At 74.2% G+C, this 14,703-nt stretch carries 7 protein-coding genes and 1 pseudogene; 5 read left to right on the forward strand and 3 right to left on the reverse strand.

Going from position 1 to position 14,703, the window contains the following annotated elements; translation table 11 throughout:
- Positions 1-24 precede the first annotated feature (24 nt).
- Together AD017_RS06980 and AD017_RS06985 are read right to left on the reverse strand one after the other, a co-directional pair.
- Positions 25-435 carry a TIGR03618 family F420-dependent PPOX class oxidoreductase gene (locus AD017_RS06980; RefSeq protein WP_060573593.1) on the reverse strand — a complete coding sequence of 137 codons (411 nt, stop codon included), beginning with the start codon at positions 433-435 and terminating at the stop codon, positions 25-27.
- Positions 436-445: 10 nt separating this feature from the next.
- Entirely contained in the window at positions 446-1,522 is a 1,077-nt protein-coding gene (locus tag AD017_RS06985; protein WP_227012683.1) for a citrate/2-methylcitrate synthase, read from the reverse strand.
- Between the two features lie 183 nt (positions 1,523-1,705).
- Here AD017_RS06985 and AD017_RS06990 point away from each other — a divergent pair, with 183 nt between their 5' ends.
- The 5 genes and pseudogenes from AD017_RS06990 (at position 1,706) to AD017_RS07010 (ending at position 13,423) form a co-directional block, all read left to right on the forward strand.
- Entirely contained in the window at positions 1,706-2,869 is a 1,164-nt protein-coding gene (locus AD017_RS06990) for a citrate/2-methylcitrate synthase (protein WP_060573595.1), read from the forward strand.
- Between the two features lie 117 nt (positions 2,870-2,986).
- Positions 2,987-4,435 (forward strand): annotated as a pseudogene (locus AD017_RS06995) (MFS transporter); the annotation flags it as partial.
- A 529-nt stretch (positions 4,436-4,964) separates the two neighbouring features.
- Positions 4,965-6,914 (forward strand): 3-oxoacyl-ACP synthase III family protein, encoded by a 1,950-nt coding sequence (locus tag AD017_RS07000; protein ID WP_060573598.1) that lies wholly within the window; start codon positions 4,965-4,967, stop codon positions 6,912-6,914.
- 114 nt (positions 6,915-7,028) lie between these two features.
- Entirely contained in the window at positions 7,029-12,659 is a 5,631-nt protein-coding gene (locus AD017_RS07005; RefSeq protein WP_060573599.1) for a biotin carboxylase N-terminal domain-containing protein, read from the forward strand.
- Positions 12,656-13,423 (forward strand): beta-ketoacyl-ACP reductase, encoded by a 768-nt coding sequence (locus AD017_RS07010; protein ID WP_010242735.1) that lies wholly within the window; start codon positions 12,656-12,658, stop codon positions 13,421-13,423. The genes AD017_RS07005 and AD017_RS07010 overlap by 4 nt, the downstream gene beginning before the upstream one ends.
- A 52-nt stretch (positions 13,424-13,475) precedes the next feature.
- Here the strand turns inward: AD017_RS07010 and AD017_RS07015 are convergent, their stop codons facing one another.
- Positions 13,476-14,672 (reverse strand): glycoside hydrolase family 3 N-terminal domain-containing protein, encoded by a 1,197-nt coding sequence (locus AD017_RS07015; protein WP_010242737.1) that lies wholly within the window; start codon positions 14,670-14,672, stop codon positions 13,476-13,478.
- Between the last annotated feature and the right edge of the window lie 31 nt (positions 14,673-14,703).

Below are 14,703 nucleotides of genomic sequence, written 5' to 3' on the forward strand. Positions count from 1 at the left end.
TCCCCGCCGGCGCGGCGGCGGGGATCAGGCGTTGCCGAGGACGCGGTCGACGACGATCCGCAGCACCACCCGCTGCGGGTTCACCCGGGGCTCCTTGTACTCGGCGGCGTAGCGGCGTTCCGCGGCGTGCACCCCCTCCGGGGTGGGATCCACGACGGCGACCCCTTCGAGGGTCGACCAGGTCCGGCCGTCGACCGCGGTGACGGTGACCCGGGCCCCGTCCGGCCCGGCGGCGGCGACGTTGCGGGCCTTCTGCGAGCCGCCGCTGGACAGGACCCTGGCGATCCCGTCCTCCACGTCGACGGTCACCCCGACCGGCACGGCGTGCGGCGTGCCGTCCCGCCGCGGGGTGACCAGGACGCACGGGCGGCGCTCCGACCAGAGCTCGCGGAAGCGGTCGGACACACCGTCGGAGAGGGAACGTCGTCGCGTCATCCGGCCATCCTCACCCCGCGGTCCCGGGCGGGTGCTCCCGGCTCCCCGGTCGCGGCCCGGTGTAGACGCCGGACGGCCGGAACCGCAGGCCGGGCTCGGCGTACTCCTCGCGGGCGTGCGCCACCCAGCCGACGGTGCGGGCGGTGGCGAACAGCAGCTCGCCGGCGTCGCGCCGCAGGCCGTGGGCGTGCAGCAACGCGGCCAGCGCGAGATCGACGTTCGGGGCGGGGCCCTCGCCGCCGCGGTCGAGGTCCCCGGCCACCGCGTCCACGCACGCGAGCACCCGCTCCGCGGCCGGGTCGTCGCGCAGGCGGTCCAGCAGCACCGTCGCGCGGGGGTCCGGGCCCCGGTACACCGTGTGCCCGAAGCCGGGCACGCGTTCGCCGGCGCGCAGCCGCTCGGCGAGCGCGCCGCGGGGGTCGTCCAGGGCGCCGGCGAGGAACCGGTGGGCCAGCCCGCTCGCGAGGCCGTGCCGCGGGCCGTCGAGCGCGCCGAGCCCGGCGGAGACGACGGCGTGCACGTCGGCGAGGGTGCTCGCGGCGACCCGGGCCGCCACCGTCGACGCGGCCAGGCCGTGGTCGGCGAGCAGCACCAGCGCGGCGCGGACGTGGTCGAGCGCCGCGGGCGGGGGTTCGCCGTCCGGGTCACGGGCCAGGGCGGGCCACAGGCGCGCGGCGAGCGGGCCGTCCCCGCCGCCCGCCAGCGCGTCGACGACCGTTCCCAGCAGCCCGGACGCCGTGCGCACGACCGCAGCGGGCGCGACGTCGGCGCGGAGCGGGTCGGCCGCGGCGAGCGCGGCGACCGCCACCCGGAACCGGTCGGTGGTGCGCGCCCCGCCCGGGAGCGCCGCCAGCGCACCGCGGGCCACGGGCAGCAGCGCCGGATCGGCGTCGAACGCGACGGGGCCCGGGGTCTCCCAGAGCACGGCCGCCGCGTCCCCGAGGGTCCCGGCCACGGCGAGCTCGCCCACGGGCACGCCGCGGAACCACGGACCGCCGTCGGCCACGAGTGTGATCCGGGTCCGGATCCGCTCGACCGCGCCGGAGGGCTCGCCCGCCTCCCGGCCGCGCGCGGCGAGCGCCTCCACCTCGTCCTGGGCGAACCGGCTCCCCCGCGGCTGGCGTAGGCGTACACGGTCTCGCGCTTCACCCCGAGCCGTTCCGCGGTCTCGGCGGCGTTCAGGAACTCCACGACGGCACCCTACGGGACCGGATCAACATTGACCGGATCAATATTGACAAGCGTTGTCGCCGGGCGGACCGTCCGCGGCATGACCACGACCGAGAGGGCCGCCGTGCCGGAGGTCCCACCGGGCCTGCGCGGCGTCGCCGTCACCACCACGACCCTCGGCGACGTCCGCGGCGACGAGGGCTTCTACCACTACCGCCAGTACTCCGCGGTCGAGCTCGCCCGGACCCGCACGTTCGTCTGCGCCTGGTTCCTCGCCGCCCGCGGACGGCTGCCCGACCCGGACGAGCGGGCCGCGTTCGCCGCCCGCATCGCGCAGCGCCGGGCGCTGCCCGCCGCGCTGTCCGCGCTGCTGCCGGGCATCGCCGCGGCGTGCGGCGACGACCTGCTCGCCGGGCTGCGCGCCGCACTGTCGGTGCTCGGCCCGCTGCACGGCATGCGACCGGTGTGGGACGCCGGCCCGGAGCGCGGCGCCGACGACGCGCTCACCGTCTGCGCGGCGACGCCGACGATCCTGGCCGCGCTGCACCGGCTGCGGTCCGGCCTCGACCCGGTGCCGCCCCGGCCGGACCTGGAACCCGCGGCGGACTGGCTGTGGATGCTCACCGGCGCCGAACCCGACCCTGGGCACGCCCGCGCCGTCGACGCCTACCTGGTCAGCACGCTGGACCACGGGTTCAACGCCTCCACCTTCACTGCACGCGTCGTCGCGTCGACCGGCGCGGACGTCGCGTCCGCGGTGACGGCGGCGACCGGTGCCTTCTCCGGCCCGCTGCACGGTGGCGCGCCGGACCGCGCGCTGGAGGGCCTCGACGCCATCGACCGCGACGCCGGCGGCTCGCCCGAGCGCTGGGTGGCGGACCGGCTCGCCGCCGGCGAACGGATCATGGGGTTCGGACACGCCGTGTACCGCGGGCCGGACCCGCGCACGGCGCTGCTGCGGGAGGTCGCCGAGCGGCTCGGCGGGCCGCTGCCCGCCCGCGCCGCCGACGTCGAACGCCGGGTCGCCGCCACCCTCGCCGAGCTCCGCCCGGACCGCCCGCTGCACGCGAACGTCGAGTTCTACGCCGGAGTGGTGATGGCGGGCTGCGGGATCCCGCGCAGCATGTTCACGCCGACGTTCGCGACCAGCCGGGTCGTCGGCTGGTGCGCCCACGTGCTGGAGCAGGCGGAGCAGCGTCGGCTGATCCGTCCGTCGGCCACCTACGTGGGCCCGCCGCCACCGGAGCCGGTGCCACCCCGCTGAACCCGGCCGGGCGGGCACCGGTGAGAAAGCTGGCAATGCAAACTTCCCGGTTGCCGCCGACATGCGGGACGTGCTCACCTGATCGTGCACATCCACAACAGCAGCGTCGGAGGTCGTGTGTTCCGGGCCCGTCGATCCGCAGGAGCGTCCCCCGGAGCCCCCGCACAGGAGGCACGGCACCGGCCGGCCGTCGCGATCACCGTGCTCGCCTCGTGCGGCCTGCTCGTCTCGCTGGTGCAGACGATGGTCGTCCCGCTGCTGCCGCGCTTCCCGGAGCTGCTGTCGGTGAGCCCGTCGACGGCGTCCTGGCTGATCACCGCGAACCTCGTCGCCGGTGCCGTGTCGGCGCCGGTCCTCGGCCGGCTCGGTGACATGTACGGCAAGCGGCGGATGCTGCTGGTCGCCCTGGGCCTGGTCGGTGCCGGTTCGCTGCTCGGCGCGGTCGCCCCCGGCATCGGTCTCCTCCTGGTGGCGCGGGTGCTGCAGGGCGCGGCGTTCGGCGTCATCGCGCTCGGGATGAGCCTGATGCGTGACGTCCTGCCCGCCGACCGCGTCGGGTCCGGGGTCGGGCTGATGTCGTCGTCGCTCGGGTTCGGCGGCGCCATCGGGCTGCCGATCACCGGCGTCGTCGCGCAGTTCACCAGCTGGCGCTGGCTGTTCGCCGGGGCCGCGGTCATCGCCGTGTTCCAGATCCTGGTGGTACGGCGGCTGGTCCCCGAGTCGAACCTGCGCAGCGGCGGCCGGTTCGACACCGTCGGGGCGCTCGGTGTCGGCGCCGCCCTGGTGTGCCTGCTGCTGGCGGTGTCGAAGGGCAACGACTGGGGCTGGGCCTCGCCGCTGGTGCTCGGCCTGTTCGCCGCGTCGGTCGTGCTGGCCCTGGTGACGGGGCGGTACGAACTGCGGGTGCCGGGCCCGCTGGTGGACCTGCGCGTGTCCGCGCGGCCGGCGGTGCTCCTGACGAACCTCGCGTCGGTGCTGGTCGGCTTCGCCATGTTCGCGGGCTTCGTGCTCGCCACCCAGATCCTGCAGGCGCCGGTCGCGACCGGGTACGGCTTCGGGCTGTCGCTGGTCGTCGCCGGTCTGGTCCTGCTGCCGATGGGCGGCTCGATGGTGGTCTTCTCGTCGGCCTCGGCCCGGCTGTCCCGGGTCCGCGGGCCGCGCACCACGCTGGTGCTCGGCACGCTGCTGCTGGGCGCCGGCAACCTCGGGTTCGCCCTGATCCCGGGCACCGTGTGGCTGCTCATGCTGGTGTCCACCGTCGCGGCGGTCGGGGCGGCGCTGGCCTACTCGGCGATCCCGCTGACGATCATGCAGGCGGTGCCGGAGTCGGAGACGGCCGCGGCGAACAGCCTCAACACCCTCGCCCGCCAGCTGGGGACGAGCTCGTGCACGGCCGTCGTCGCCGCGGTGACGACGGCCCTGGTCCTCGACGGCGGCACCCTGCCCGCCGCCTCGGCCTACACGATCTCGTTCGCCGCGGCCGGTGTCGCGGCGCTGGTGGCGACGGTCCTCGTCGCCCTGACACCGGCGCCGTCGGTCGCGCGGGAGCCGGTCACCACCGCCTCCTGACCCGCGTTCCGGCGCGGTCCCGCCCACCGTTCCCACCCGTCACGGGAATTGCGTCCGTGTCGCGTTCCGGGCACCGGGACGGACGCCGGTCCGGTGACCGTCCCGTCCACTATGGATCCCTCTGCGCCCGGCCCGCCGCGCGGCGGCCCGCGGCCCGGCGCGGACCTACGGCGGACCCGGTGTCGCCATCGACCGCGCCACACCCCCGCGCTGCATGTGCACGCCGGGAGACGGCGCGGGCACGTCCAGTGATCATTCCAGTGTGGACACCGCGCGGGCGCCCACCTGCGGAGACAACAAGAATGTAATAAGAACCCGCGAGTAGACCCGCGGGTAACATTCTCGCCGGTAACAGTCCGAGTTGACCGACAATGCGTGAGCGCGCACACTCCGGGGCCGGATCACATTCCGATCGTGCCTGTTCACCGATACCGTCATCGGCACCGCTACCGATCCGATCACCCGGTCCGCATTCGCGTCCGGCCTGGTGATTCATCTGGCTGACGCCGCTCCAGGAGGTCGTCACATGAAGCCGTTCGTGGTCAACAGCCACGACCGTCTGGTCTTTCCCGCCAATTTCCTCGGCGAGCTCGACTTTTCGGTGATCGACGATCTCGAACAGTTCACCGCAATCGTCGGCCGCGATTTCGAGGCGAAAGCCCCTACCGGGACCGACATCCTGGAGCGCGTCACCACCGGCGCCTACCGGAGCCGCTTCGCGCTGCTGCGCGACATGAGCCAGAACCTGTTCTGGGTCAACCGGTACACGCTGACCATGTTCGAGAAGCGGCCCACCCGCTGGCGCGACCTGCCGCGGCACCGGGGCGACGTCTTCCTCCCGACCCTCACCCCCTGGCGTGACGGCGACAAGAAGGTCCGCGCGGTGCAGGAGGCCTTCGCGGTGCTGCCTTCCACCTGGGACGACGGCGTCGAGGAGAAGATCTTCGACCTGCTCTTCGACGTCTACGGCAACCGTCGCCACCACGCGACCGAGCTGCCGGCGGTCAAGCCCACGGTGGAGCAGTTCCTGACCACCCCGGGCGCCCGCACCTTCGTCGTGCCGCACCACGACCCGGACTACCCGGTCTTCTCCTGGAGCGAGATCCTCGACGCGCACGCCGAACGGCCCGAGCTCGAGGCGCTGACCCGCTGGGCGATGGTCCTGCACAACCAGTACCCGTGGGACCGCGCGGCCACCGAGCTGCGCACCGCCGACGAGATCGGCGACGACGACCACGTCATCGCGTTCCACCCGCGCAACCGCGACGTGGCGGCCTTCCTCGACCGCGCCACCGGCGCCCGCCCGGCCCGCCGCGGCCGGATCGCGACGCAGGCCGAGCCGGTCGAGCCGGAGCGCCCGCTGCCGCCGGTGCGGGTCCGCGAGGCGTTCGCGGTCCAGCCGAAGGTGGAGGCCCTCGCGGTCGTCCGCGGCGAGCACGTCTGCTCGAACGACGACGTCGTGCGCAACTCCGCGTTCTCCTGGTCGCCGATGAGCGCCGAGGAGATCTCCACCAAGACCGGCATCGACCAGCGCCGCTACACCGAGCTGGACATCGAGGACCTCGCCTGGGCCGCGGCGGTCCGGGCGCTGGAGCACTCCGGGCGCGACCGGTCCGAGATCGGAGCCGTGCTCGTCGCCACCTGCACCAGCGAGCGGCTGATCCCGTCGCTGTCGACGTGGCTGTCCGGTCAGCTGGGGCTGCTGCAGACGCACTGCTCGGCCGACATCGTCGCCGCCTGCGCCGGCCTGCCCTACGGCCTGGCCGAGGCCGTCCGGCAGCTGCAGGAGGTCCGGCGCCCGGTGCTGCTGGTCTGCGTCGAGAAGTTCTCCGACAAGATCGGCAACGTCCGCACCTCCCGGATGATCTTCGGGGACGGCGCCGCGGCCATGGTGGTCGCACCGGCGGCCGAGGGCGAGCGCGGCGACGTCGACCTCCTCCAGACCTACGCGTCGGGCCCCGTCTCCCAGGTCAACTCGATCATCTGGCCGAACCCGGAGTTCGACAACGACATCACCGTCTACGGGCCCGAGGTGAAGGCGCTCGTCGCCCGCTACCTCTCCCAGATGATCGGCGAGCTGACCGAGCAGGTCGGCCCGGACGGCACGGGCACGATGCTCGACGCGGTCGACCTGATCGTCCCGCACCAGGCCAACAAGACGATGATCCTGCAGCTCGCGGCGAAGGCCGGCCTCTCGGCGGAGCAGCTGTACTTCAACATCGGCTCGATGGGCAACGTGTCGGCGGCGTCCATCCCGATCGCGCTCCACGACGCCTGCACCGACGGCGCCGTCACCGGCCGCACCCGGGTCTTCGCTCCCGGCTTCGGCGCCGGGGCCGTCGGCGGCTACGCGGTGCTCGAGGTCGATCCGGCCGTCATGGCCCCGGAGGTGGTCCTCGACCCGGCGGCCGCGCCCGAGGCGGCCGCCGTGGCGGCCCCCACGTCCGACGACGTCCGTATCGCGTTCGGCGAGTGACAGGGTTGGGGCCCCACCGGTAGGACAGGGCGAGCGAACCTCGTCCCGTCACCGGCCCGGGGGCACCGCCCGTGTCACCGAACGCCGCCGCAGCCACCAGGAGCAGTGAAACCCGTGTTCTCGCGCATCGCCATCGTCAACCGCGGCGAACCCGCCATGCGGTTGATCAACGCCGTCCGTGAGTGGAACGCAGAGAACGGACCCGACCGCCGGCTGCGCACCATCGCGCTCCACACCGCCGTCGACCGTCGTGCGATGTACGTCCGGGAGGCCGACGAGGCCGTCCTGATCGGACCGGACGACCCGGACCACATGGGTGCGAGCCCCTACCTCGACCTCGCCGAGCTCGAGCGGGCGCTGCGGGTGTCGCGGGCCGAGGCGGTCTGGCCGGGCTGGGGCTTCGTCTCCGAGAAGGCCGAGTTCGCCGAGCTCTGCGCACGGCTCGGGATCACCTTCGTGGGCCCGTCGGCCGAGGTGATGCGCCGGCTCGGCGACAAGATCGCCTCCAAGCAGCTGGCCGAGTCGGTCGGCGTGCCGATGGCCCCGTGGTCCGGCGGCCCGGTCGCCGATCTCGACGCGGCCCGCAAGGCCGCCGAGACCGTGGGCTACCCGCTGATGGTGAAGGCGACCGCGGGCGGCGGCGGCCGCGGCATCCGGTTCGTGGCGGGCCCGGAGCACCTGGACGAGGCCTTCGAGCGGGCGGCGTCCGAGGCGTCGCGGACGGCGGGCGACGCGACGGTGTTCCTGGAGCGCGCGGTCGCCGGCGGGCGGCACGTCGAGGTCCAGGTCGTCGCGGACGCGACGGGGGACGTGTGGACCCTGGGGGTCCGGGACTGCTCGGTGCAGCGCCGGAACCAGAAGGTGATCGAGGAGTCGGCGTCGACCGCGCTGGACGCCGAGCAGGAGCGTCTGCTGCGCGACTCCGCGGCCGACCTGGCCCGCGCCGCCGGCTACGTCAACGCAGGCACCGTGGAGTTCCTCTACCAGCCCGAGGAGAAGCTGCTCTCCTTCCTCGAGGTCAACACCCGGCTGCAGGTGGAGCACCCCGTCACCGAGGCGTGCACCGGCGTCGACATCGTGAAGCTCCAGCTGCACGTCGCCGCGGGCGGTGCGCTGGCCGAGGTCGCGACCTCGGTGCCGGCAGGATCCGGCTGGGCGATCGAGGCCCGGCTGACCGCCGAGGACCCGGAGCGCGAGTTCGCGCCCGCCCCCGGCCGGATCGAGCACCTCGCCCTGCCCAGCGGCCCCGGCATCCGGGTGGACACCGGCGTCGCGGCGGGCGACGTCATCCCGCCGCAGTTCGACTCCATGATCGCCAAGGTGATCGCGTGGGGCCGCGACCGCGACGAGGCCCGCGCCCGGCTCTCCCGCGCGCTGCGCCAGACCGCCGCGGTGATCGACGGCGGCTCCACGAACAAGGCGTTCCTGCTCGACCTGCTCGACCGCGACGAGCTGCGCGCCGGCGATGTGCAGACCACCTGGCTCGACGGGATGATGGCGCAGGGCTACGCCCCGCCGCGCCGCATCGACGTCGCCCTGCTGGCCACCGCGATCCAGTCGCACGACGGCCACGTCGCCCGCCAGCAGGACCGGCTGTTCCGCTCCGCCGAGGCCGGCCGCCCCGAGGTCGGCTACGAGACCTGGCACCAGACCGACGTGACGGTGGCCGGGCAGTCGTACAAGCTGCGGGTCGCCCGCACCCGGGCCGGCCGCTACCGCGTCGAGCTCGACGGGACCTCGGTCGACGTCGACGTCGAGCGCAACGGCGCCTACGAGCGCCGGATCACCGTCGGTGAGCAGAGCTGGACCGTGCTGTCGGTCGCCCAGGAGTCCGACTACCTGGTCGAGGTCGACGGCGCCGTGCACCGCATCTCCGGCGGCGAGGCCGGCATCGTGCGCGCGCCCGCCCCGGCGATGGTCGTCGCGCTGCCGGTCGCCCCCGGCGACGTCGTCTCCGAGGGCGACACCGTCGCCATCGTCGAGTCGATGAAGCTGGAGACCTCGCTGCGGGCGCCGTTCGACGGCACCGTCGCCGAGCTGCTCGTCCCGGCCAACACCCAGGTCGACGGCGGCACCAAGCTCGTCCGGCTGGAGCCCTCGGCCGACGCCGAGGCGGTCGCGGCCCCCACCGCCGACCGCGCCGACTTCGCCGCCTTCACCGCGGCAGGCACCGACGACGATCCCGCCGCCACGGCCGCCGACGCGCTGTCCGCGCTGCGCTACCAGGTGCTCGGCTTCGACGTCGACGAGAGCCAGGCCCGGCCGCAGATGCGCCGCCTCGCCGGGGCCCGCGCGCGCCTCGCCGACGACGACCCGGCCGTCCTCGCCGGCGAGGTCGCCGTCCTGAGGATCTTCGGTGACCTGTGCGCGCTGTCCCGGAACCGCTCCGAGACCGACGACGTCACCGGCGAGACCGAGCGCAACCCGCAGGAGTACCTCTACGCGTACCTGCGCAGCCGCGACGCCGACGACGAGGGCCTGCCCGAGTCGTTCCAGGCCAAGCTGCGCACCGCGCTCGCGCACTACGGCGTCTCCGACATCTCGTCCGACCCGGACCTCGGCCCGGCGCTGTACCGGATGTTCCTGGCACACCGCCGCGCCCCGCAGCAGGTGCCGGTCGTGCTGCACCTGCTCAACTGGCGCCTCGAGCACCCCCGCTCGCTCGCCGGGCTGTCGTCCGCGGCCCGGGAGGACTACCTGCGGACCCTCGACGAGCTCGTCGTCGCCACCCAGCTGCGGCACCCCGTCGTCGGCGACACCGCACGGCTGGTCCGCTACCGCGCGTTCGACGCGCCGGTCGTGGCGGCCGAGCGCTCGCACGCGCTCGCCGAGCTCCGGGAGAGCCTGGACGTGCTGGCCACCGACCCGGCGACGCCGGACCGGGCCCGCCGGATCGACGCGCTGGTCGCGTCGTCGGAGTCGATCCTCGGCGTCTTCGGGGAGCGGCACGACGCCGTCCTGCTGGAGGTCATGACCCGGCGCTACTACCGGGTGCGGCCGCTGCGCGACCTGGAGCTCACCGAGCACGCCGGCAAGCCGCTGCTGACGGCGCGCTACCAGCACCTCGGCAACGACCGGACGCTGTTCGCCTCGGTCATCGACAACAACGACCCGGCCGCCGCCGTGGCGGTCGCCGAGGAGCTGCGCCGCCGCGTCGGCGAGCTCGACGGCGACCGCACCGCGCTCGTCGACCTCTACGTCACCTCCACCAAGGCCGACGACGGCGGCGACCCCGACGCCCGCGCCGAGCGGGTCCGGGCAGCGCTCGGCCGGGTGCCCGCCATCCTGCACCGGGTCGCCGTCGCCGTCCGCCCGAACCCGCGTGCCGAGCACACCGCGGAGGCCGAGGCCGAGGCGCCGACCTGGTTCACCTTCCGCCCCGACGAGACCGGCGAGCTCGTCGAGGACCGGACGCTGCGCGGCATGCACCCGCTGGTCGCCGACCGGCTGCGGCTGTGGCGCTTCCGCAACTTCGAGCTGACCCGTGTGCCGGCCGCCACCGACGTCCACCTGTTCCGCGCCGTCGGCCGCGAGGTCCCGGGCGACGACCGGCTGGTCGCGATGGCGGACGTCCGCGAGCTGACCGTGCTCCGTGACGAGGAGACCGGGCGGATCCGGTCCCTGCCGCAGTTCGAGCGCGCGCTCGACGCCTGCATCAACTCGCTGCGGTCCGCCCGCGCGAACGACCGGAACCTGGCCCGGCTGTCGTGGAACCGGATCGCGCTCTACGTCTGGCCGGAGGTCGACGTCCCGCTGGCCGAGCTCGACCAGGTGGTCCGGCGGCTCGCGCCGCGCACCGCGCACCTCGGGCTGGAGCAGGTGCTGGTCGAGTTCCGCACGGCCGATGCGTCGGTCACCGGCGGGCAGGGCGGCCAGAAGTCGATGCTGCTGCGCATGTCCCGGCCCCCCGGTGCCGGGCTGACCCTGCGGCTCGACGAGCCGCCGACCGAGCCGATGCGCGAGCTCGACGACTACGACCAGAAGGTCCTCAAGGCCCGTCGCCGCGGCGCGGTCTACCCGTACGAGATCGTCCCGCTACTCACCGCCCCGATCGACGCCGGCGAGGGCACCTGGCAGGAGTACGACCTGGTCGACCCGGACGACCCGGCACGGCCGCTGCCGGTCGACCGGGCGCCCGGCGGCAACCGGGCCAACCTGGTGCTCGGCGTCGTCTCGGTGCCGACCCGCCGCTACCCGGAGGGCATGAAGCGGGTCGTGCTGCTCGGTGACCCGACCCGGGCGCTCGGCGCGATCGCCGAGCCCGAGTGCCGCCGGGTGCTGGCCGCCATCGACCTCGCCCGCGAGCTCGACGTGCCCGTCGAGTGGTTCGCCGTCTCCGCCGGCGCGAAGATCGCGATGGACTCCGGCACCGAGAACATGGACTGGATCTCCCGGGTGCTGCGCGGGATCATCGAGTTCACCCAGGCGGGCGGCGAGATGAACGTCGTCGTCACCGGCATCAACGTCGGCGCCCAGCCCTACTGGAACGCCGAGGCGACGATGCTCATGCACACCAGGGGCATCCTGGTGATGACGCCGGACTCGGCCATGGTGCTCACCGGCAAGCAGTCGCTCGACTACTCCGGCGGGGTCTCGGCCGAGGACAACTTCGGCATCGGCGGCTACGACCGGATCATGGGCCCGAACGGGCAGGCGCAGTACTGGGCGCCGGACCTGTCCGGCGCGGTGCAGGTGCTGCTGCGCCACTACGCGCACACCTGGGCGCTGCCCGGCGAGCGGTTCCCGCGGCCCGCGCCGACCACCGACCCGGTCTCCCGGGACGTCACGACCGCGCCGCACGCCGGCCCGAACTGCGAGTTCACCACGCTCGGGGAGATCTGGGCGGAGGCCACCAACGGCGAGCGCAAGAAGCCGTTCGACATCCGCTCGGTGCTGCGCGGCGTCGCCGACGCCGACCACGTCACCTCCGAGCGCTGGGCCGACATGCACGACGCCGAGTCGGTCGTCGCGCTCGACGCGCACCTGGGCGGCCAGCCGATCGCCATGGTCGGCATCGAGTCGCGGCCGATCCCGCGCCGCGGCCCGCGCCCGGTGGACGGCCCGTCGCAGTTCACCGCCGGGACGCTGTTCCCGCGCTCGTCGCGCAAGTGCGCGCGGGCGATCAACGCGGCGTCCGGCAACCGGCCGCTGGTGGTGCTGGCGAACCTCTCCGGGTTCGACGGCTCGCCGGAGTCGCTGCGCGGGCTGCAGCTGGAGAACGGCGCCGAGATCGGCCGGGCCATCGTCAACTTCGACGGGCCGATCGTCTTCTGCGTCGTGTCGCGGTACCACGGCGGCGCGTTCGTCGTCTTCTCCGGGACGCTGAACGACAACATGGAGGTCGCCGCGATCACCGGTTCCTACGCCTCCGTGCTCGGCGGGGCGCCGGCTGCCGCCGTCGTCTTCGCCGGCGAGGTCAAGAACCGGGTCGCCGCCGCCGAGCGGATCACCGTCCTGGAGGGCCGGATCGCCGAGGCCTCGGAGGCCGGCGACGAGGCCGTCGCGGCCCGGTTGCGCGGCGAGCTCGCCGCGCTCCGCCCGGACGTCCGGTCGGAGAAGCTCGGCCAGGTCGCCGACGAGTTCGACACCAAGCACTCCATCGAGCGGGCGCAGAGCGTCGGCTCGGTGCACCGGATCGTCACCCCCGACCAGCTGCGGCCCTACCTGGCCGACGCCGTGGCACGGGGCATGAAGCGCACTCTCGACCGCCGCACCGGCGACACCACTGGAGGACGACAGACATGACCGCCATCACCGACACCAACCCGGAGCAGCGCGTCGCGATCGTGACCGGCGGGGCGCGCGGCATCGGGGCCGCGATCACCACCACCCTCGCCCGCCAGGGCGTGCACGTCGCCGCCGGCTACTCGTCGAACTCGAAGGCCGCCGACGACCTGCGCGAGAAGCTCGGCGCCGAGGGCGCATCGGTGTCGGTGCACCAGGGCAACGTCGGCGCGCCGGAGGACTGCTCCCGCGTCGTGCAGGAGGTGCTCGAGCAGCGGGGCCGGGTCGACTACCTGGTCAACAACGCCGGGATCACCGTCGACAAGACCGTCCGCAAGCTGACCGTCGACGACTGGCACGCCGTGCTGCGGATCAACCTCTCCGGCGCGTTCTACATGAGCAAGGCCGTGCTGGAGCACATGTCCGGCAACGAGTTCGGCCGGATCGTGAACATCTCGTCGGTGATCGGCCAGACCGGGTCGATCGGCCAGGCCAACTACGCCTCGTCCAAGGCGGGCCTGATCGGTTTCTCGAAGTCCCTCGCGCAGGAGGTCGCCCGCAAGGGCATCACCGTCAACTGCGTCGCGCCGGGCTTCATCGAGACCGAGATGGTCGCCGCCGTGCCGGAGAAGGCGATGGAGAAGATCCTCGCGAAGATCCCGGTCGGGCGGCTCGGGCAGGCCGACGAGATCGCCCGCGCGGTGTCGTTCCTGGTCGACGACCGCGCCGGCTACGTGACCGGGTCCGTGATCAGCGTCAACGGCGGCCTGGACATGGCCTCCTGACCCGTCCCCCCACCGGCCGCCCCTGCACCCACCGGGTGCGGGGGCGGCGGTGTCAGGAGCGGGAGCAGAGGCCCTTCGACTCCAGGACGCGGGCGGTGGCGGCGTCGTTCGCCTCCGGCGTGATCCGGCCTTCGGCGAGGCCCTTCTCGGCGGCGTCGAGCAGCGGGCCGACCGGTGTGACGTTCGAGAACAGCGCGATGTCGGCGCCCGCCGACAGCGCCCGGGTGGTCGCCTCGGCCAGCCCGAACCGGTCGGTGATCGCCTTCATCGCGCCGAGGTCGTCGGTCATGACGACGCCGTCGAACCGGTACTGCTCGCGCAGCAGCCGGTAAGCGGCCGGGTCGACGCTGGTCGGGTTGCCGCCGGTGAGCCCGGGGACCTCCAGGTGCCCGAGCATGACGCCGATCCGGCCGTCGAGCGGCTTGCCGGGCCCCACGAGCGCCGCGTACGGCTTCAGGTCCTTCTGCTCCAGCTCCGCCAGGGGCGGGGTGGTGACCGAGCCCTTGTGCGAGTCGCCGGAGCTGTGGCCGTGCCCGGGGAAGTGCTTGAGCACGCCGTACACGCCCCCGGCCTGCTGGCCCTCGGCCCACGCCTGGGCGTAACGGGTGGCGGTCTCCGGGTCGTCGGAGAACGACCGGTCCCCGATCACCGACGAGCGCGGCTGGTCGGAGGTGTCCACCGACGGCGCGAGGTTCCAGGTGACGCCCCGGGCCTTCAGCTGCCCGGCGCGCTCGCGCGCGATCTCCGTGACCTGCTCGGGGGTCCTCGACGCGGCCATCTCCCGCGCGCTGGGGATGTCGCCGTCGAGGTCGTCGATCCGCTGGACACGGCCGCCCTCCTCGTCGACGGCGACGGCGAGCGGGGTGCGCGAGGCGTCCTGCAGGGCCTGCATCCGGTTCCCCTGCAGCAGTGCGGTCTCGTTGCCGCCGAGGAACACGCCGCCGACCTGGGACTCCTTCACGATCGCCGCGGCGCCGGCCGGGTCGGAGGCGTCGACCCCGACCATGAGCCGCTGCGCGAGCCGGTCCCGGGTGGACAGTGCCGCGACCATCGGGACGCAGGTGTCGGCGGGGGCCTGCTCGACGCTCGCCGGAGCGGCCTGCGGCTCCGCGGAACCGGGCCCGGGGTCACCACGGTTCGCCGTCAGCACCGGCGTCGTGACGGCCACGGTGCCCGCCGCCAGCGCGCCCACGACGGCCGCGGTCAGCAGCCCGACACCGCGACGGCGGCGGATGGTTGGTCCTCGCATCGCCGACCATCGTGACGCACCGGGCGCCCGC

This window comes from Pseudonocardia sp. EC080619-01, from assembly GCF_001420995.1.
In the GTDB taxonomy this organism is placed as follows: Bacteria; Actinomycetota; Actinomycetes; order Mycobacteriales; family Pseudonocardiaceae; genus Pseudonocardia.